This window comes from Marivivens marinus (assembly GCF_035969385.1).
Lineage (GTDB): Bacteria > Pseudomonadota > Alphaproteobacteria > Rhodobacterales > Rhodobacteraceae > SELP01.
In genome coordinates this window covers 85109-103981 of record NZ_JAYKKJ010000008.1, presented here as the reverse complement: position 1 = coordinate 103981, position 18873 = coordinate 85109, and the positions used below count along the sequence as shown (strand labels likewise).

Genomic DNA, 18873 nt, shown 5'->3' with positions numbered 1-18873 from the left:
AGCGTTAGAGCATCACATCCTCAACCGACTTCGGATGGTCTGTCAGCGGCTCGTAGCCATCTTCGGTCAGGATGAAACTGTCGCCCACTTGGGCGCGGAAGGTATCGACCGAAACGGACCCGTCAACCGCCAGCACCATACCCGGCTGCAAGACGGTCATATCCCCCGTAACCAGTTGCGGTTTCTCAAGAAAACTGAACCCGGTCGCGCGGCCGCAGCGGAACGGGTATTCGAATCCGGCACCCTGGATCACCTCGGCATAGGCGGCGTGAACGCTTTCGGCGGTCACGCCGGGCCGGAGCACCGAAAGCGCGGCCTGCTGGCTTTCCACGGCGACGCGATAGACGTCCAATTGCGACGGATCGCTGGGCGCGCCGATCCAGAAGGTCCGGTCGAACCCCAGTTTGAACCGATGGAAATTGGTCATGCCGCAAAAGCATAGGAACACCGGTTCGCCCCGCCGCATAATCCGGTTCGTCGCGCGGTGATGGGTCTTCGTGATCGTGTCACCAGATGCCATGATCTGCAGGAAATGGGTGTTGGGCGACATGTCTGCCGCATCGTAATGCGCTGCCAGCAGTGCCGCCGCCTTGCGGGTTCCGGCGGCGGATGTGGCCAGCGCCACCTCGAATTCAGGAACACCATCGGCAATCGCGGCGCGGCCCGCCGCCATCATCGCATTCGCCACCTGCCCGGCATGGCGAGCCAATTGCAGTTCTTCCGGCGATTTGATCATCCGAAGATCATTCAGGATCGGGGTGACCGGGCAGATTGCCTGTGGGTCCAGAAGGTCGGCGATATAGGCCCGGACGACCGGCGGCATGTGGTCGGGTTCGATCCCGACGCGGCCCGCGCCCCGCAGCGCCCCTGGCAGTTCCGCCCGCCATTCCGCGCCCATTCCGTCATTCCACGCCGCGATCCGCCCGACCTGCGCGGATGCCACCGCGGTATTCAGGTCAATTGACGGGGTGATCAACAGGCTGTCGCCGTCCTTCGGCACCACCAGAATCGTCGGACGACCGAATTCCATGTGCAGATAGTCGTGATACCCGGTCAGGTAATAGACATTGTCATCATCCGTGATCAGCGCGACATCCGTCCCCGCCTCTGCGAGCCGGGCGCGAAACCTGTCCATGCGGTCCGAAAACTGGGTCATGTTACTGCTCCGTCTTGGCTGGCAGGCGATCGCGCACCAGTTCCGTCCAGAACGACACCCCGATCGGCAAGAGCGCATCGTTGAAATCATAGTCGTCGGAATGAAGGGGCTTGCCGTTCGGTCCTTCGGTGCCGTTGCCCAGCAACAGGAAGCAGCCCGGCACGGCGGCGGCGAAATGGGCGAAATCTTCGGAAAAGCTCATCGGGTCGCGGTCTGGCACAACGTCCAGCCCTGCCGTTTGCGCGGCTCGAACGACCGCGTCAGTCGGGACTGGCGCATTGATCGTTTCAATGAATTCGGTCCGAAATTCGACACGGGCCGTGACCCCATGCGCCGCGGCAATCCCCTCGGCAATCTGGCGCATCGCGGTTTCAATCGTGGCGCGGTCTGCCGGTGTCCGCGCCCGTGCGTCCCCTTTCAGGACGGCATGCCCCGGCAGCACGTTGCGCTGACCGTCTGTCAGGAATTCGGTGACCGACACCACCGCGCCCGCGCCGGGCGCCAGTTTGCGCGAAACGATGGTTTGCAGGGCGGTCACGATCTCTGCGCCGATTGTAATCGCGTCCCGGCCCACTTGCGGCATGGACGCATGCCCACCCTGACCGGTGATTTCGATCTCGAAAAGGCTTTCGGATGAACAGATCAGGCCGGGCCGGGTCGATACCTGGCCGACTGGCGCTCCGGGCAGGTTGTGGATGGCATAGACCTCTTCAAACGGGATACGGTCCAGCACTCCTTCGTCGATCATCGCCCGCGCGCCAAGGCCGTGTTCTTCATTTGGCTGAAACAGGAATACGACCGTCCCGTCGAACCCCGGATCTGAGGCCAGCGCCCGTGCGGCCCCAAGCAGCATGGCGGTATGGCCGTCATGGCCGCAGGCATGCATCACGCCGGGCGTTTGCGACGGGTAGTCATGGGTGCTGGTCTCAAGAATCGGCAGGGCATCCATGTCCGCGCGCAGAGCGATGGCCCGGTTGCCGGTCCCCGCGCGCAGGATACCAACGACCCCGGCCCCTTCCTGAACCTCGATGCCCCAACCGCGAAGCATTTCCGCCACTCGGGCCTTGGTCCTGTCCTCTTTGAAACCCAATTCAGGATTGCGGTGAAATTCGCGGCGAAGCGCGACAAGCTCGGAAGGGTCAAACGTCATTGGGGCCTCCATCCCGCTAGCCTATCGCCCTGTCCGAAGAGGGTGCAATCCTTGGCCGCGACATGCCAACCCCGGTCCGCGACCATGCGAAGGTCTTGCATCAACGATATCTGATAATCGGGAAATTGGTCGGAGCGAGAGGATTCGAACCTCCGACCCCCTGCTCCCGAAGCAGGTGCGCTACCAGGCTGCGCTACGCTCCGACCGTGGGGCGTGGGTTAATCCGCCCGCGCGGAATATGCAAGCGCCTTATTGCCCCCTTTTGAAGCGGATCGAACTGGGCAGGAACGGGCTGATCCGCAGGGTGGTTCCGGTGTCCGGTCGGGACCGGGTGCGCAACACCGGACGGTTGGCAGAATTGCCCGATTTGCTTTCGCGCAGCACGATATAAAGGCCCGAGGCGATAATGATCGCCGATCCCAGCGCCGTTGCCCCGTCGATCTGTTCATCGAAGAAGAACGCGCCATAGGCACTGGCCCAAAGGATCTGGGAATATTGCATCGGCGCAACGATCACCGCCTCGCCCGATTTATAGGCCGCGATGATTCCCAGCCCCGCGACCCAGGCCAGAACCGACAGGATCGCCAGCAGGCCCAGATGCTCCACCGGCATCGGTTTGTAGATGAGGGCAAGGAACGCGCCCATCACAAGGAAGTTTGCGACCATCGGATAAAGCAGAAGAACCACGTTGCGTTCGTCCGCCCCGATCTTGCGCACCACGACCGAGTTCAGCGCCCCGCCAAAGGCCGCCATCAGCGCGGCAAGGTGCCCAAGGCCCAGTTCGGTCTGTCCCGGCCGCAGCACGACCATGACCCCGGCAAGCCCGACCAGCACGGCCAGTCCCCGGCGAAGGCGCACCTTTTCGCCCAGAATCGGGATCGCCAGAACGGTGATGATCAGGGGCGAGGCGAAGATCATCGCATAGACCTGCGCCAAGGGCAGAACCGAAAACGCATAAAAGGCCGACATGCCGGTCACCACTGCCGCGACGGTCCGCAGGGCCATCCACCACGGGTGCGCGGGCAACAGGGTGCCCGGCGTCGCATCCCGCATCAGCATCAACGTGGCCAGCGGAAAGCTGAGAAGGACGCTGAAAAACACCAGTTGGACCGGCGAATAAGCCCCGCCAAGGATTTTCACCAGAACGTCATGGGTGGCGAAAATGCCAAATGCGATCAGCGCGTAAAGCGCGCCTTTGATATTCTGGCTCATGAATCCGGCCTTCGGTGATAGCGCCAACAGTCTTGGGGAATATCGCCGCGGGGTCAATCTGGCGACCCTCAAAATACGAAACCCCGCCCTGCGTTGGGCGGGGTTCTGTTGTCAACGTCCGATCAGATCAGAGGCTGGCGTCAAGCGCCCCGATGATCGCGTCGCCCATTTCGCTGGTGGTCACGGGGGTCACGCCCTCTTCGCCCAGAAGGTCGGCGGTGCGGACACCGTCGGCCAGAACCTTTTCAACAGCCTTTTCCAGACGGTCGGCCTCTTCCCCCTGATCGAAGGAATAGCGCAGCGCCATTGCGAAGGACAGTACACAGGCGATGGGGTTGGCCTTGCCCTGACCGGCGATATCCGGGGCCGACCCGTGCACGGGTTCATACAGCGCCTTCGGGCGGCCATTGGCCATCGGCGCGCCAAGCGAGGCCGAGGGCAGCATCCCAAGCGATCCGGTCAGCATCGCGGCGGCATCCGACAGAAGGTCGCCAAACAGGTTGTCGGTGACGATCACGTCGAACTGCTTGGGCCAGCGGCACAGCTGCATCGCGCCGGCGTCGGCGTACATGTGCGACAGCTCGACATCCGGATAGTCCTCGTCGTGGACCTTCTGGACCACTTCGCGCCACAGGATGCCCGATTCCATCACGTTGGCCTTTTCCATCGAACAGACCTTGTTGCCCCGGCGACGTGCCAGTTCAAAGGCAGACCGGGCGACGCGGTCGATCTCGGATTCCGTGTAGCGCTGGGTGTTGATCCCCACGCGTTCGTTGCCTTCCTCGAAGATGCCGCGCGGCTCGCCGAAATAGATGCCGCTGGTCAGTTCGCGGACGATCATGATGTCGAGGCCCGCAACCACGTCCTTTTTCAGGGACGAGAAATCGGCCAGCGCGTCAAAGCACTGGGCCGGACGCAGGTTGGCATACAGATCCATTTCCTTGCGCAGGCGCAGCAACCCGCGTTCCGGCTTTACGCTGAAATCCAGCACGTCGTACTTCGGGCCACCCACGGCACCCAGAAGAACCGCGTCCACCTCTTGCGCCTTGGCCATCGTGTCGTCGTGCAGCGGCGTGCCATGGGCGTCATAGGCGGCCCCGCCGACCAGGTCTTCGCTGACGTCGAACTTCAGGCCGCGCTTGTCGCCGTACCAGCCGATGATCTTCTTGACCTCGGCCATGACTTCCGGGCCGATCCCGTCGCCGGGCAGGATGAGGAGAGAGGGGTTGGACATGGGTTTGGTTCCGTCGTGATAAGGGTTCGGCACGGCCTAGCCCTTTGCCCCGCGAGGGTCAAGAAACCAAAGGCGAAAGCCCCTCGACCAGCATGTCCCAGACGCGGCGGATGCGCGGGGTTTGCCGCATCGCCTCATGCGCAGTCAGCCAGACCGGCAGCGTCGGCAAGGGAAACCCAAAGTCCAGCCGTTCGACCAATGGGTCGTTGTCCCCGATCTCGGCCTGCGAAAACCCGATACCCGCCCCCGCCCGCACCAGCGCCCAATAGGCAAGCTGGTCATCGGTGCGCATCCGGAACCAATGGCGGTCCACATCCATGCCCGCCGCCCGGAACCCGTCCAGAATGTCGGACTGGGCGTCATAGCCAATCACCTCATGTTGCGGTAGGTCCTGCGGTCCCTTTGGACGGCCGCGCCGCGCCAAATAGGAGGTGGCGGCATAAGCCGCCAGTGGCAGGTCGCCGATATGGCGCGTCACAAGATCCAGTTGCGTCGGCCGATACATGCGGATCGCGATGTCCGCCTCGCGATACAGCAGGTTGCTGCTGGTGTCTGACGGGACCAGCTCCAGTTCGATCTCCGGCTCGGCCTCGCGGATGCGGGTCAGGATCGCGGGCAGATGAAAGGTCGACATAACAACGCTGGCCGTGATCCGCACGGTGCCCGCCAGCCGCTCCTCGCGCCCCGCAGCGGTCAGGGCGATCCGGTGCATGGCCTCGCGCATGTCGCGGGCCGGGGCGACCAGCGCCGCGCCGGTCTCGGTCAGTTCGAAGCCGCGCGCCCGGCGGTGAAACAGCGCCGCACCCAGCTGCGCCTCGATCGCCTTGATTTGGCGGCCAAGGGTCGGCTGGCTGCTGCCAAGGTCGCGGGCTGCGGCGGACAGGCTGCCGGTTTCGGCCACGGCAAGAAAAGCTTGCACCAAAGACCAGTCGAGGGATTGGAGCGGTTTTGTCATTCAATAATGAATACATGATATGCGATCATGGGCAATTTCAAAACGCAGGTGAATGGCTAAATGTCGACCCATCAGACGAAGGAGATCGACATGACTGGAAAGGTTCTCATCCTCGGCGGCTCGGGCAAGATCGGGCATCACGCGGGGCAGGCATTCAGGGACGCGGGCTGGCAGGTGGATTACTACCGCCGTGGCACCGACATGACCAAGGCGGCACAGGGGGCGGATGTAATCGTCAACGGGTTGAACCCGCCCGCCTATCACGACTGGGCCAACCTGATCCCGCAGATCACCGCGCAGGTCATCGCCGCCGCCCGCGCCAGCGGGGCCACCGTCATCATTCCCGGCAACGTCTACAACTACGGCGATCGGGGCGGCGAATGGTCCGAACAGACCCCACAAACCCCGGTCAGCCGCAAAGGTCAGATCCGCAAAGAGATGGAAGAAACCTACCGCGCGTCTGGCGTGCCCACGATCATCCTGCGGGCCGGCAATTTCATCGACCCGCTGGCCAACGGCGACGTGATGTCGATGGTCCACCTGCGCGGGATCAAATCGGGCAAGCTGACCATCGCGGGCGGGCCGGATGTGATGCAGGCCTACTGCTACTTGCCCGATTGGGCGCGGGCGGCGGTGATGCTGGCAAACCGGCGGGGCGATCTTGCGCCGTTCGAGGACATTCCATTTCCCGGCCACGCCTTCAGCGGCGCGCAGTTGCGAGACGAACTTGAACGGCAACTTGGGCGATCCGTGCGGTTCAGCCACTTCCCCTGGTGGATCATGTCCGCCCTGTCCCCGGTCTGGGAACTGGCGCGCGAGATGAAAGAAATGCGCTACCTTTGGGACACCTCTCACTGGCTGGGCCGGGACAAGTTCGACCGCCTTTTGCCCGGGTTTCAGGACACGCCGTTTGATGCGGTGATCCGCGCCTCACTCGCGGCGCAGATCAACCCAGACAAGGCGATGCGGCCCGGCGGCAAGCCCGTCGTCGCCCAGTAGCGCGGCCGCAGGATCGTCGGGCGCGGGCCAGAAAACGCCCGCGCCTTCCACGATCCAGCCGACAGAAGGCAGGACATAGGACACCCGCAGGTTCCCCGGCGCGCCCTCTGGCCAGTCGGCGGTGTCAAAGGCGGGGTCGCCACGATGATCGGGATCGGGGACCAAGGCTGCGCCCGCGCTCTGCGGGGCCGGGTCTTGCAGTCGGGGGTCGGACAGAAAATCGGCCATCGCCCCGGCGAACCCGTCACCATCCACCGGATCAAGGTTGCTGTTGCCCGCGATGACGAAACTGTCCGGCGCCTTGCCAAATGCCCCGTCCAAAACCGCCGTCCACAGGCGCAGTTCATCCCGGCCCCGCAATCCGTTCAGGTCTTCCGGCCCGTCGAACACCGGCGGGGTGGCGGCAAAAACCAGCAGGTCAAAGGGCGGTCCGTCTGGCGGGGCAATCCGCACGATCCAATGGCCAGAGGACGACAACCGTTGAACCGCCTGCGCCTCGGCCGACGGGAAATCGTCTTCGGGCAGGGTCGCACCGGGCAGGTCACGCCACAGCACGTCCGACAGATCGACAGAGGCCCCCGCATCAATCGGCAGGCGCGAGAGCACCGCCATGCCATTGTCCCCGGCAAAGAACCCGAACCCCTGCCGGTCTGCCGCGCCGCCCAGCCGACCGTCACCGTCAAGGTCCAGATCGGTCATCCACACGCTGTTGGGCGCGTGCGCGAAGCTGTGGGGATATGGCACCCCGGACTGTCCCAACAGATCGGCAAAGGCACCCAGCGCGGCCTGACCCGCGTCATAGTCGAAATCGGTCAGGATCAGGATATCGGGATCAGTTTGGGCAATAACGGCGGCAATCGCCGCGATGCCCGGATCGTCGCCCTTCAGGATATCGCGTAGCAGAAGCCCCGGACCATCCCGGCTTAGCGGGGCGGCAAAGGTGGCAACACGGATCGGATCGGCAAGTGCGGTCGTCGCCGAAAGGATCAGGCCGAGGCCGGCTCCCATTCCTCTTGCGAGGCGGCATAGTCGCGACGGCGCTTTTCGCAGATCATCCGCGCAACCCTCTGGATCGCGATTCCGCGCATCAGAAGGGAGGATGGCAAGAAGGCCCATGCGGTCATCGTCCAGATCAATGTATGCGGGTCCGCCAGGCTGATCGGGTCGAACAGGTTGGATGCCAGCTTGACGAAGGCCGGGATCACGAATGGCAGCAAGAATCCTAAGATAAGGTTAATCTGGCTGTCCCGGCTGAGCCGCTCCACCACGTCGCCGCCTGCGGTCGGGTCGAAGGTGGGCATGTTGGTCCAGACATTGAATCCGCCCACCTGGCGCGGCCAGCGCTGGAACCGCATCACCAGAACAAAGACGCCAAGCGACAGGATCGAGATCAGGTAAGACAGGCCCGCCGCAGTGCGAACCGATGCCACAAGGTCAACGCTTGCGTTCTCGGGCAGCATCAGCACCATCAGGCGGACAGGCGAATAGGGGAAATCTATCAGGTCGGCGATCCGCGTTCCGATCGCATCGAAAAACAACGTCAGAGTCGTTGGCGCAATCTTGCCCCGGCAAATCACCGCAAGCATGAAGATGGTCATGAACAGTGCCAAGAACCGGATTCGGTTGAACGGCGGCGCGTCCCGAAATTCGACAAGGCTGGGATAGGCGGCCCGGTATTCGACAAAGGTAAACACGCCCGCGACAAGACCAACAAGGGCCACGATTTGCGTCGTGTCGGCCGGTGTCCCCGGCAATAGGATCGACGGCGTCGCAACCAGCAACACCATCAGAAACGCGCGTGTCAGCGCACTTGCAAGTCTCGATACCACTCGACGTCCATCCTCAATCCGGCCGGTCGCGATACGATGCCGCGCCCTTGTCCCAGTTTGATTTTCCGCCATGACGGCGGTCTGCCTCATTCTTGACATGATTTTGCCCAGATTCCGATTGGTCAGCAAGTGATGGGTCAACTGACCGTGGAACTGGGGCGGTTTTGCGGCGAAACTGGTGCCGGAATGCAACCATTTCAAAGCCTTAGAATGGTGCCCTGTTTTCAGCCACAAGATGCGGTGTGGAGTTTGGGGGTTCGCCACCAGATAGGGCGGCCCGCGCCTAGGCTTCGAAATGCGCCTGATAAACGGGCAAAATGTTGGAAAATGCGGCACATGGTAAACAAGAACCGCCCCGGAAACCCGGGGCGGCCCTTAGAATTGACACCATTGCCTTGGGAAATCAGACCCAGGGACGGTCCTGCGCCATCTTCGCCTCATAGGCGTCGATCGAGGCGCCTTTTTCCAGCGTCAGACCGATATCGTCCAGCCCGTTCAGCAGGCAATGCTTGCGCCAGGGATCAACCTCGAACGCGATCTCGCCGCCGTCGGGGCCGGTGATGGTTTGGTTTTCCAGATCGACGGTCACGGTCGCATTCGCGCCCCGCTCTGCGTCGTCCATCAGCTTGTCCACATCTTCCTGCGGCAGGACGATCGGCAGAATGCCGTTCTTGAAGCAGTTGTTATAGAAGATGTCGGCAAAGCTGGTCGAGATCACGCAGCGGATGCCGAAATCCAAGAGCGCCCAAGGGGCGTGTTCCCGCGACGAGCCACAGCCAAAGTTGTCGCCCGCAACAAGGATCTGCGCATCGCGATAGGCGGGCTTGTTCAGCACGAAATCTTCGATCTCGTTGCCCTGCCGGTCATAGCGCATCTCGTCGAACAGGTTCACGCCAAGGCCCGACCGCTTGATCGTCTTGAGGAAGACCTTGGGGATGATCATGTCGGTGTCGATATTGACCAGCGGCATCGGCGCCGCGATCCCGGTGAGTTTGGTGAATTTATCCATGTGTTCAGACTCCACGTGACTTCATGAGCCACTCTTTCTTGTTCCATTGGGCGGCGCGTCCGCCAAGCCCTTCGATATGTGTGTTGGGATTATTCGTCCTGACGAAGGCCAGAAGCCGATTTCCGAAAAGAAGATGATTGCGTGACTGATATTCGATGATGTCGAGCATTGCCGTTGCCGTGTCGGCGCCTCGCTTGCGGAAGCCTGCGAAACGATCAAGCACCAACAGGAGCTTGGGCCGCTCATCACAGGGTTCACCACACAACGCATCGTTCAGGGCATCGAGGTTGAGGCTGTCCGGCTCGTAGCCGAACTGCTTTTCCCACCGAAGTGCGTGGGACAGGTCCCGCATCATCGTGTCCTCGCGACCGCAGTCAATTCGGTGAACCGAATAACCTTCATCGCGGACAGCCTCGATCGCCGCGTCCAGCACTTGCTGTTTCAGAAACAGCGTGACAGCACCATCCTGGATGAATGGCCAGTCGGCGCGGTTATGGATCGCGGTCGTGCCCATAAGTCTGCTACATCATCTCGCGAACATCAGTCAGCCTGCCGGTTAGCGCCGCGGCCGCGGCCATGGCCGGGCTGACGAGGTGCGTGCGCCCCTTATAGCCCTGACGCCCTTCGAAGTTGCGGTTCGAGGTGGAGGCGCAGCGCTCGCCCTCGGACAGCTGGTCGGGGTTCATGGCAAGGCACATGGAACAGCCGGCCATCCGCCATTCGAACCCGGCTTCCTTGAAGATATCGGCAAGCCCCTCTTCCTCGGCCTGGGCGCGGACAAGGCCGGACCCGGGGACGACCATGGCGCGTTTGACCTTGATCTTCTTGCCCTTGAGGATCTCGGCCGCGGCGCGCAGGTCTTCGATCCGGCCATTGGTGCAGGAGCCGATAAAGACGGTGTCGATCTCGATGTCCGACAGCTTCTGGCCCGGCGTCAGGCCCATGTATTCGATGGAACGGCGGGCGGCCTCGACCTTGCCGCCAGAGAAGCTCTCGGGCGCGGGGACCACATCGGTGATCGGCAGCACGTCCTCGGGCGAAGTGCCCCAGGTGACGACGGGCGCGATGTCTTCGCCTTTGATGGTGATGACCTTGTCCCAATGGGCGTCGTCATCGGAATAGAGGGTCTTCCACCACGCCAGCGCGGCCTCGTACTGGGCGCCTTTCGGGGCGTGGGGGCGGCCCTGCACATAGGCAAAGGTCTTTTCGTCGGGCGCGATCAGACCGGCGCGGGCGCCGCCTTCGATCGCCATGTTGCAGACGGTCATCCGGCCTTCCATCGACAAGTCGCGGATCGCTTCACCGCAGTATTCGATGACATAGCCGGTGCCGCCCGCGGTTCCGGTCGCGCCGATGACGGACAGGGTGATGTCCTTGGCTGTCACACCGGGGCGCAGCTTGCCGGTGATCTCGACCTTCATGTTCTTGGATTTCTTCTGGATCAGGGTCTGGGTGGCCAGAACATGTTCCACTTCCGAGGTGCCGATCCCGTGGGCCAGCGCGCCGAATGCGCCGTGGGTGGCGGTGTGGCTGTCGCCGCAGACCACTGTCATGCCGGGCAGGGTCCAGCCCTGTTCCGGACCGACGATGTGCACGATGCCCTGACGCACGTCGGTCACCGGGTAGTAATGGATGCCGAAATCCTTCGCGTTCTTGTCAAGCGCGGCCACCTGAATGCGGCTGTCTTCGGTCATCTGGTCGGGGTTTTCCCGGCCCAGCGTGGTGGGCACGTTGTGATCGGGCACCGCGATGGTCTGATCGGGGCGGCGCACCGGGCGGCCTGCCATGCGCAGCCCTTCAAAGGCCTGCGGGCTGGTCACCTCGTGCACAAGGTGGCGGTCGATATACAGAAGGCAGGTGCCGTCCTCGGCCTCATGGGCGACGTGGGCATCCCAGATTTTATCGTAGAGCGTCTTGCCGGACATGGTGTCCTCTTTCATGCAAAGAAAATGGGTCGTGCGAACAGGGTGCCCCAATGGGCACGCACCGTCATCATAGACGGGCGAGGACCGTGTGCGTCGCGCCGAAGAACCGCCAGGGCAGGCGGGCGCGGTCGTCCATATCGAAAACCTGTTTCATGACAGCGCAGATATACCCCTTGCCCGAGTCCCGCAAGGGCGCTGAACAGGCGGCTTGCGCTTGCCCGGCGTCCGGGGCCGGTGCATGGTGGACCGAACGGAGGGCGCATGGAACAAGAGGTCGAAACGCCCGGGTCTGCCGGGGATGTGGTCCAGATCGGGCAGGGGCTTTGGGAACGGGCGATGGACTTCGCCGAAAGCCTGCTGCGGCCGTGGAACGCCTATCAGGTTCTGATCGCGGTTGGGCTGCTGATTGCCGCCCATGTCATTGCCCGGATCATCGAACCCCGCGTGACCGAATGGCTGCGGACCCGCGAAGGCTGGCCCAAGTGGCGGCTGCGGGTCCTTCTGGTGGTGCGCAACCGGCTGCGGCTGATCCTGTTCGTTGTCTTGGCTTGGGTGACCGTCGCGATCATGCGCGAGGTCACTTGGCCTTCGCGGTCCTATCTTCTGGCGATCGTGGCGAACCTTGCGCTTGCGTGGCTTGTGGTGGCTTTTGCGACCCGGCTGATTTCCAATGCTTTCCTGCGGGCGGTCGTGCGCTATGGGGCCTGGGTCTGGATCACCCTGCGTATCCTGAACCTGACGACCGAGGCCGAACAGGTGTTGGACAGCCTCGCGGTCGAGATCGGGGGAATGCGCCTGTCCGTCTGGATCATCCTTCAGGCGGTGATCGTGATCGGCATCCTGTTCTTCGGGGCGCGGGTGCTGTCGCGGACCACCTCGGCCCGGTTGCAAAGCAACACCGACCTGTCCCCGTCGATGCGGGTGCTGACGATCAAGTTCGTGCAGCTTGTCCTTTATGGCGCGGCCTTCTTTATCGGGTTGAAAGCCGTGGGCGTGGACCTGACCGGGCTTGCGGTCCTGTCGGGGGCCATCGGTGTGGGCCTTGGCTTCGGCCTGCAAAAGGTGGTGTCGAACCTCGTGTCCGGCGTGATCCTGCTGCTGGACAAGTCGATCAAACCCGGTGACGTCATTTCGCTGGGCGACACCTTTGGCTGGATCAACACGTTGGGCGCGCGCTATGTGTCGATCACCACGCGCGATGGGCGCGAGTACCTGATCCCGAACGAAGACCTGATCACCGGGCAAGTGGTGAACTGGTCCCATTCCAACGATTTCGTCCGGCTGGATATCCACTTCGGCACCTCCTACGCCGACAGCCCGCATGACGTGCGGAGGATCGCGATTGCGGCGGCGGAAAGCGTGGACAGGGTGCTAACCAGCCAGAAGACCGTCTGCCATATCGTGGGCTTTGGCGACAGCAGCGTCGACTATGTGCTGCGGTTCTGGATAAGCGACCCGACCGGCGGGCTGACCAATATCCGGGGCAATGTCTACCTCGCGCTTTGGGATGCGTTTCAGGAGAACGGGATATCCATCCCCTTCCCGCAGCGCGAGGTGCGGATGCTGGGCGGCGAACAGGGGGCGGCGGCGCAAGAATAAGCGCCCCGGCACCGTCAAACGACCGTTACATGCCGACGTTAGGTCAGGCCGAAAGACAACCTTTGACTCTTCGGTAAACTCTCGTCAGCATCGGCTGATAACAACCAACAAGGGGGGCAAATTATGCTCAAGACTCTACTCACCAGCTCTGCCGCCGTCGTGCTGGGCGCGGGTGCGGCGATGGCCGATTATTCGCTGACCATTCTGCACACCAACGATTTTCACGCGCGCTTTGAACCGATTTCGCGGTTCGATTCGGGCTGTTCGGCAGAAGACAACGCCGCGGGCGAATGCTTTGGCGGCACCGCCCGTCTTGTGACCGCGATCGAAGAAGCCCGGGCACGGTCCAACAACTCGGTCCTGTTCGATGGCGGCGACCAGTTCCAGGGCACGCTGTTCTATACCTACTACAAGGGCGCGATGGCCGCCGAGTTTATGAACAAGCTGGGCTATGACGCGATGACCGTGGGCAACCACGAATTCGACGACGGCCCCGAGGTTCTGCGCGGCTTCATGGACAGCGTGAATTTCCCGGTGCTGATGTCCAACGCCGACTTCTCGGGCGAAGAGCTGCTGGCCGACACGCTGCAGAAATCGGTCATTATCGAACGGGGCGGCGAACGGCTTGGCCTGATCGGCCTGACGCCGCAGGACACCGATGAACTGGCCAGCCCCGGCCCCAACGTGATCTTCACCGATCCGGTCGATGCCGTGCAGGCCGAGGTGGACAGGCTGACCGCCGAGGGCGTGAACAAGATCATCGTCCTGTCCCATTCGGGCTATGCCACCGACATCCGCGTGGCCGAAAACACGACCGGCGTCGATGTGATCGTCGGCGGGCACACCAACACCTATCTGCATTCGGATGACGAGGACGCCGAAGGCCCCTATCCGACCATGGTCGGCAATACGGCCATCGTGCAGGCCTATGCCTATGGCAAATTCTTGGGCGAGTTGAACGTTACTTTCGATGACGAGGGCAACATCACCGAAGCCTCGGGCGCGCCGATCATCATGGATGGTGCCGTGCACGAGGACGAGGCGACCGTCGCCCGGATCAGCGAACTGGCCGCGCCCTTGGAAGAGGTCCGCAACCGTGTCGTGGCCGAAGCCTCTGCCGCGATTGAAGGCGACCGGTCCTTCTGCCGCGCGGTGGAATGCCAGATGGGCAACCTTGTCGCCGATGCCATGCTTGACCGTGTGGCCGATCAGGGCATCCAGATTGCCATCGCCAACGGCGGCGGGCTTCGCGCCTCGATCGACGCGGGTCCGGTGACCATGGGCGAGGTGCTGACCGTTCTGCCGTTCCAGAACACCCTGTCCACCTTCCAGGTGACCGGCGAAACCGTCGTTGCCGCGCTGGAAAACGGGGTCAGCCAGGTGGAAGAGGGCGCAGGCCGCTTCCCGCAGGTGGCCGGGATCACGTTCACCGTGGACCTGTCCAAGGAACCGGGCAGCCGGGTGTCCGACGTGATGGTCGGTGGTGCGCCGATTGATCTGGCCGCGACCTATGGTCTGGTGTCCAACAACTATGTCCGCAACGGCGGGGATGGATACGGCATGTTCCGCGACGCAATGAACGCCTATGACTTCGGCCCCGATCTGGCCGATGTGACGGCGGAATACCTTGCCGCGAACGCGCCCTATACCCCCTACCTTGACGGGCGGATCACCATCACCGGCAACTGATCCACTTATCAGAAGCGAAGCAGGCCCCCGGCGCGACAGCGGCGGGGGCTTTTCCTTGACGCGGACGGCCAGCCCGGGCCGCGCCCGTCCCGCCCCAAGGGCGGGCGCAGCCTTTGTGCGACTGGGCTAATCCTCGGTATGGGTCAGTTGCGGCACGTCCTTTGCCCCGGCGGACCCCCGCCCGGACAGTGAGGGGTTTTCCATGAAGAACCGGTGGCAGTTGAAGGCAAAACCGGATTCCGGAACCTCGGCGCGGGTGAATGACCCATCCGGCCCCATCACCCAGCTTTGCGCCACGTCATGCAGGTTCGCGGCCATGATCTGGCTGACGATCTGGGCCTTCACGGTCGCATTGGTGATCTCGACCAGCGTTTCGACCCGGCGGTTCAGGTTCCGGCCCATCCAGTCGGCCGACGAAATGAACACCCGCGCCTTTTTCGACGGCAGGTCCGAACCATTGGCGAAACAGACGATACGGCTGTGTTCAAGGAACCGGCCAACGATGGATTTCACCCGGATATTTTCCGACAGGCCCTTCACCCCCGGCCGCAATCCGCAGATGCCACGAACCACAAGGCTGATCTTCACCCCGTCCTGACTGGCCGCATAAAGCGCGTCGATCACGTCTTCTTCGATCAGGCTGTTCATCTTGGCCCAGATCGCGGCGGGTTTTCCGGCGCGGGCGTTGGCGGCCTCGGCCCGGATCATCTCGATCAACCGGGGTTTCATGCTGATCGGTGAAATCGCGAGGTTTTCCAGCGTATCCGGCTGCGCATAGCCCGACAGATAGTTGAACACCTTCGTCGCATCGCGCCCCAGCGCGGCGTCGCAGGTAAAGAACGACAGGTCGGTGTAAATCCGGGCGGTGATCGGGTGATAGTTGCCGGTGCCGTAATGGGTATAGGTCACCAACTGGTCACCCTCGCGCCGGACCACGGTGCTGATCTTGGCGTGGGTTTTATACTGAGTGAAGCCATAGACGACATGCGCCCCGGCCCGTTCCAGCCGCCGGGACTGGCGAATATTGGCGGCCTCGTCAAACCGGGCCTTCAACTCGACCAGCGCGGTGACGGATTTGCCGTCTTCGGCCGCCTCGCAGAGGGCATCGACGATGGGCGAATTTTTCGACGTCCGGTAGAGCGTCTGCTTGATCGCCACCACGTCCGGGTCGCGGGCCGCCTGATGCAGGAACCGGATCACCATGTCGAAGGTTTCATAGGGATGGTGCAGCAGCATGTCCTTCTGACGGATCGCCGCGAACATGTCGCCATCGTGGTCCTGCACCCGTTCCGGCACGCGCGGCGCATAGGGCGGCCACAGAAGGTCGGGCCGGTCGTCCAACACCAGTTCCTTCAGATCCGCCAGCCCGATCAGCCCGTCAACCTCGACAACCTCTTCCTCGGTCACCGGCAGTTCTTCCATGATCATGGATTTCAGCGCGGGCGGCGCATCGGCGGACAGTTTCATCCGCACCACCTCGCCCCGGCGGCGACGTTTCAGCGCCACCTCGAACTCGCGGACAAGGTCCTCGGCCTCGTCCTCGACCTCCAGATCGCTGTCGCGAAGAACGCGGAAAGCGCAGTGGCCCTTCACCTTGTAGCCCGGGAACAACTGGCCCAGATGCAGCAGCAGCAGTTCTTCCAACGGCAGGAACCGGTGGCCCCCGTCCGTCGGCAGGGCGATGAACCGGTCGATCTGCTGCGGCACGGGCAACAGTGCACGCAGGGGTCGCTTGTCGGCGCTGCGTTCCAGTTGCAGCGCAAGCGCAAAGCCCTCGTTCGGGATGAACGGGAAGGGGTGCGCCGGGTCCACGGCCAGCGGCGACAGGACCGGGAAGACGCGGTTCAGGAACACCTCGTCCAGATGGGCCAGATCATCCTTTGACAGGTCGTCGCGCGACAGGAGGGTTATCCGCTCTACGCGCATTTCATCCATCAGGGCCCGGAACACCTGCTGCTGACGCCCCAGCAGGCGGCGGGCATCATGGTCGATCAGGATCAGCTGCTCCGCCGGGGTCAACCCGTCCAGCGCGGGCGTGGTATTGCCCGCATGGGCCAGTTCCCGCAGACCCGCGACCCGGACGGTATAGAACTCGTCCAGATTGGTGGCCGAAATCGACAGGAACCGCAGCCGTTCCAGAAGCGGCACACGCGGGTTCTCGGCCTCTTCCAGCACTCGCCAGTTGAACCCAAGCCACGACATTTCACGGTTGTAGAACCGCGACGGACCGGTCTTGTCGATGTCCATCTCTACCGGGTCGGGAAAGGGTGCTTCTAGGAAGTCTGCATAGGTCATGCGCGGGGTCTGGCCCAAAAATGTGACAGGGGTATGACCCATTTCATCCGGCATCGGGGGTATTGTCCAGAACCTCGCGCGCCAGCGCCTCGTTCACCTTGCGGGACCGGGCCAGCGCGGCGCGGTCGATCTGGTCCACCACATCGGCGGCGGCAGCGAAGGACCGTTCGATCCGCGCGGCCAGATAGGCGGCCAACCCCGGTGAGGGGGCAATCTGCCGGTCCTGGAATTGTTTCATGATCACCGCCGACAACAGGCGGTCATCGGGGTCGTCGATGCTGACAAGGTTGGTGGCCTGCATCCGACTGGCCAGATCGGGCAAAGCGAGTTGCCAGCGCGCCGGGGCCCGGTCAGAGGTCAGCAACAACCGACCCCGGCCCTTCAACGCGTTGTGCAGGTGGAACAACCATTCCTCTGCCTCGGGGGACAGTCGTTCAACATCCTCGATCACGACGGCGCGGGCCTCGGGCAGCGGGCTCGCGGGCGTCAGATCGGCGGCGTTCAGGATCATCGCCGCATTGGCCTGTGCAAAGACGCGGGCCAGATGGGTCTTGCCCGATCCCTTTGGCCCGACCACGGCCAGCTTTCCCTCGGGCCAGCTGTCGGGCGCGGTGACGGTGGCAAAGGCGCGGGCATTGGCCTCGGACACGAAAAAGTCCTCGCGCCCCAGCGCCACCCGCGCCGGCCAATCGAAACTCAGCTGTTCGGACATCACTCGCCGGTCTTTCCCGACAGGCCCTTGTACAGGCGGCCGTTCTTGTATTCGGCGATGAAGAACCGGGCGACGACGCCCAGCATCGCCGCGACCGGCACCGCGACCAGCATCCCGACAAAGCCGAACAACGACCCGAAGACCGACAAGGCAAACAAGAGCCAGACCGGATGCAGACCCACCGACGAGCCCACAAGCTTGGGCGTCAGCACGTTGCCTTCAAGGAATTGGCCGAACCCGAAGATCCCCGCGACGATCCCGATCCGCAGCCAATCGGTGGCATAGCTGACCGTGTCGCCATCGGTGACAGGGACCACGCCCCAGTATTGGAACAGGGCCAGCCCGATCGCCAGCGCCCCGCCGACCAGCGCGCCGACATAGGGGATAAAGGTGATCAGCCCGGCGATGAACCCGACCACAAGGCCGAAATTCAACCCCACGATCATCAGCGCCACGGCATAGTAGGTGCCCAGAACCAGACAGACGGTGCCCTGACCCCGGATGAAACTGGCCAACGTGCGGTCGATGTCATGGGCGATCTGGCGGATCGTTGGGGCATGGTCGCGCGGCAGAAGATCGTCGATCTTCGCGATCATGTTGTCCCAGTCCAGAAGCAGATAAAAGGCCACCACCGGCACGACGACCAGCAGCACCAGCATGTTGATCAGCGACAGGGCCGACGACAGGATACCGTTGAACAGGTCGCCGCCCTTGGACTGGATCGCCTCGCCGATGGCAATCAATTGCTGACGCACCGTTGATTCTTCGTCCAGCACCTGTGGGAACCGCTCGGTCAGCCAGTTTTGCAGGTTCTGGAACAGTTCCGGCGCGGTGTTGATCAATTGTGCAGTCTGCTGGATCAAGGTCGGGATCACCGCAAGGAACATCACCACGAACACCAGCGCGGCGATCAGGGTGATCAGGGCGACCGACGCGGCCCGGCTCAGGCCCTTTGCCTCGAACCAGTCGGCGATGGGGTCAAGGCAATAGGCAATCGCGCCCCCCAGCACGAAGGGCAGGATCACATCGCCCAGAAACCACAAGGCGGCGATAAAAATCGCCGTGGCGATGCTCCAGTATTTGATCTGGCTTTGAACGGGCAGGGCCAT

General features: G+C 62.9%; 16 protein-coding genes and 1 tRNA gene. 3 read left to right on the top strand and 14 right to left on the bottom strand.

Going from position 1 to position 18873, the window contains the following annotated elements; all coding sequences use genetic code 11:
• Positions 1 to 4: 4 nt before the first annotated feature.
• The 6 genes from U3648_RS13110 to U3648_RS13085 all read right to left on the bottom strand — a co-directional run bounded on the left by U3648_RS13110 (position 5) and on the right by U3648_RS13085 (position 5707).
• Entirely contained in the window at positions 5 to 1156 is a 1152-nt protein-coding gene (locus tag U3648_RS13110) for a M24 family metallopeptidase (protein WP_420859683.1), read from the bottom strand.
• 1 nt (position 1157) lies between these two features.
• Positions 1158 to 2306: an amidohydrolase gene (locus U3648_RS13105; RefSeq protein WP_420859682.1), complete on the bottom strand. Its 1149-nt coding sequence runs from the start codon at positions 2304 to 2306 to the stop codon at positions 1158 to 1160.
• 126 nt (positions 2307 to 2432) lie between these two features.
• Positions 2433 to 2509: transfer RNA gene (locus U3648_RS13100), tRNA-Pro, on the bottom strand.
• 46 nt (positions 2510 to 2555) lie between these two features.
• Entirely contained in the window at positions 2556 to 3518 is a 963-nt protein-coding gene (locus U3648_RS13095; protein ID WP_420859681.1) for a DMT family transporter, read from the bottom strand.
• A 127-nt stretch (positions 3519 to 3645) separates the two neighbouring features.
• Positions 3646 to 4752 (bottom strand): 3-isopropylmalate dehydrogenase, encoded by a 1107-nt coding sequence (leuB, locus tag U3648_RS13090; protein WP_420859680.1) that lies wholly within the window; start codon positions 4750 to 4752, stop codon positions 3646 to 3648.
• A gap of 58 nt (positions 4753 to 4810) precedes the next feature.
• Positions 4811 to 5707, bottom strand: coding sequence for a LysR family transcriptional regulator (locus U3648_RS13085; RefSeq protein ID WP_420859679.1), 897 nt, complete (start codon positions 5705 to 5707; stop codon positions 4811 to 4813).
• Positions 5708 to 5797: 90 nt separating this feature from the next.
• Here U3648_RS13085 and U3648_RS13080 point away from each other — a divergent pair, with 90 nt between their 5' ends.
• Positions 5798 to 6706: a Rossmann-fold NAD(P)-binding domain-containing protein gene (locus U3648_RS13080; protein ID WP_420859678.1), complete on the top strand. Its 909-nt coding sequence runs from the start codon at positions 5798 to 5800 to the stop codon at positions 6704 to 6706.
• Here U3648_RS13080 and U3648_RS13075 read toward each other — a convergent pair.
• The 5 genes from U3648_RS13075 to leuC form a co-directional block, all read right to left on the bottom strand.
• Positions 6638 to 7714 (bottom strand): endonuclease/exonuclease/phosphatase family protein, encoded by a 1077-nt coding sequence (locus tag U3648_RS13075; RefSeq protein WP_420859677.1) that lies wholly within the window; start codon positions 7712 to 7714, stop codon positions 6638 to 6640. The genes U3648_RS13080 and U3648_RS13075 overlap by 69 nt on opposite strands.
• Positions 7693 to 8493 (bottom strand): hypothetical protein, encoded by an 801-nt coding sequence (locus tag U3648_RS13070; RefSeq protein ID WP_420859676.1) that lies wholly within the window; start codon positions 8491 to 8493, stop codon positions 7693 to 7695. The genes U3648_RS13075 and U3648_RS13070 overlap by 22 nt, the downstream gene beginning before the upstream one ends.
• A 445-nt stretch (positions 8494 to 8938) precedes the next feature.
• The gene (leuD, locus tag U3648_RS13065; RefSeq protein ID WP_420859675.1) at positions 8939 to 9544 is read right to left on the bottom strand and encodes a 3-isopropylmalate dehydratase small subunit; all 606 of its coding nucleotides are present in this window, start codon (positions 9542 to 9544) and stop codon (positions 8939 to 8941) included.
• A 4-nt stretch (positions 9545 to 9548) separates the two neighbouring features.
• Positions 9549 to 10058, bottom strand: coding sequence for a barstar family protein (locus U3648_RS13060; protein ID WP_420859674.1), 510 nt, complete (start codon positions 10056 to 10058; stop codon positions 9549 to 9551).
• 7 nt (positions 10059 to 10065) lie between these two features.
• Entirely contained in the window at positions 10066 to 11469 is a 1404-nt protein-coding gene (gene leuC, locus U3648_RS13055) for a 3-isopropylmalate dehydratase large subunit (RefSeq protein ID WP_420859770.1), read from the bottom strand.
• A 261-nt stretch (positions 11470 to 11730) separates the two neighbouring features.
• On the opposite strand from leuC, the gene U3648_RS13050 reads away from it, so the two are divergent.
• On the top strand, positions 11731 to 13068 hold the full coding sequence (locus tag U3648_RS13050) for a mechanosensitive ion channel family protein (protein WP_420859673.1): 1338 nt from the start codon (positions 11731 to 11733) through the stop codon (positions 13066 to 13068).
• 123 nt (positions 13069 to 13191) lie between these two features.
• Positions 13192 to 14757: a bifunctional metallophosphatase/5'-nucleotidase gene (locus U3648_RS13045; protein WP_420859672.1), complete on the top strand. Its 1566-nt coding sequence runs from the start codon at positions 13192 to 13194 to the stop codon at positions 14755 to 14757.
• 126 nt (positions 14758 to 14883) lie between these two features.
• On the opposite strand, the gene U3648_RS13040 is transcribed toward U3648_RS13045, so the two are convergent.
• The 3 genes from U3648_RS13040 to U3648_RS13030 are packed head-to-tail and all read right to left on the bottom strand — an operon-like array spanning position 14884 to position 18873.
• Entirely contained in the window at positions 14884 to 17052 is a 2169-nt protein-coding gene (locus tag U3648_RS13040) for an RNA degradosome polyphosphate kinase (RefSeq protein WP_420859671.1), read from the bottom strand.
• A 43-nt stretch (positions 17053 to 17095) separates the two neighbouring features.
• Positions 17096 to 17764, bottom strand: coding sequence for a P-loop NTPase family protein (locus U3648_RS13035; protein WP_420859670.1), 669 nt, complete (start codon positions 17762 to 17764; stop codon positions 17096 to 17098).
• Entirely contained in the window at positions 17764 to 18873 is a 1110-nt protein-coding gene (locus U3648_RS13030) for an AI-2E family transporter (protein WP_420859669.1), read from the bottom strand. The genes U3648_RS13035 and U3648_RS13030 overlap by 1 nt, the downstream gene beginning before the upstream one ends.

What these genes read in the sequence shown, in the direction of transcription:
- leuC (WP_420859770.1), bottom strand. Translation starts at nt 11,469, where the DNA reads ATGTCCGGCAAGACGCTCTACGATAAAATCTGGGATGCCCACGTCGCC.
- U3648_RS13085 (WP_420859679.1), bottom strand. Translation starts at nt 5,707, where the DNA reads ATGACAAAACCGCTCCAATCCCTCGACTGGTCTTTGGTGCAAGCTTTT.
- U3648_RS13075 (WP_420859677.1), bottom strand. Translation starts at nt 7,714, where the DNA reads ATGGGAGCCGGCCTCGGCCTGATCCTTTCGGCGACGACCGCACTTGCC.
- U3648_RS13060 (WP_420859674.1), bottom strand. Translation starts at nt 10,058, where the DNA reads ATGGGCACGACCGCGATCCATAACCGCGCCGACTGGCCATTCATCCAG.
- U3648_RS13045 (WP_420859672.1), top strand. Translation starts at nt 13,192, where the DNA reads ATGCTCAAGACTCTACTCACCAGCTCTGCCGCCGTCGTGCTGGGCGCG.
- U3648_RS13110 (WP_420859683.1), bottom strand. Translation starts at nt 1,156, where the DNA reads ATGACCCAGTTTTCGGACCGCATGGACAGGTTTCGCGCCCGGCTCGCA.
- U3648_RS13035 (WP_420859670.1), bottom strand. Translation starts at nt 17,764, where the DNA reads ATGTCCGAACAGCTGAGTTTCGATTGGCCGGCGCGGGTGGCGCTGGGG.
- U3648_RS13030 (WP_420859669.1), bottom strand. Translation starts at nt 18,873, where the DNA reads ATGGCCCTGCCCGTTCAAAGCCAGATCAAATACTGGAGCATCGCCACG.
- U3648_RS13040 (WP_420859671.1), bottom strand. Translation starts at nt 17,052, where the DNA reads ATGACCTATGCAGACTTCCTAGAAGCACCCTTTCCCGACCCGGTAGAG.
- U3648_RS13070 (WP_420859676.1), bottom strand. Translation starts at nt 8,493, where the DNA reads ATGGTGTTGCTGGTTGCGACGCCGTCGATCCTATTGCCGGGGACACCG.
- U3648_RS13080 (WP_420859678.1), top strand. Translation starts at nt 5,798, where the DNA reads ATGACTGGAAAGGTTCTCATCCTCGGCGGCTCGGGCAAGATCGGGCAT.
- leuB (WP_420859680.1), bottom strand. Translation starts at nt 4,752, where the DNA reads ATGTCCAACCCCTCTCTCCTCATCCTGCCCGGCGACGGGATCGGCCCG.
- U3648_RS13105 (WP_420859682.1), bottom strand. Translation starts at nt 2,306, where the DNA reads ATGACGTTTGACCCTTCCGAGCTTGTCGCGCTTCGCCGCGAATTTCAC.
- U3648_RS13050 (WP_420859673.1), top strand. Translation starts at nt 11,731, where the DNA reads ATGGAACAAGAGGTCGAAACGCCCGGGTCTGCCGGGGATGTGGTCCAG.
- U3648_RS13095 (WP_420859681.1), bottom strand. Translation starts at nt 3,518, where the DNA reads ATGAGCCAGAATATCAAAGGCGCGCTTTACGCGCTGATCGCATTTGGC.
- leuD (WP_420859675.1), bottom strand. Translation starts at nt 9,544, where the DNA reads ATGGATAAATTCACCAAACTCACCGGGATCGCGGCGCCGATGCCGCTG.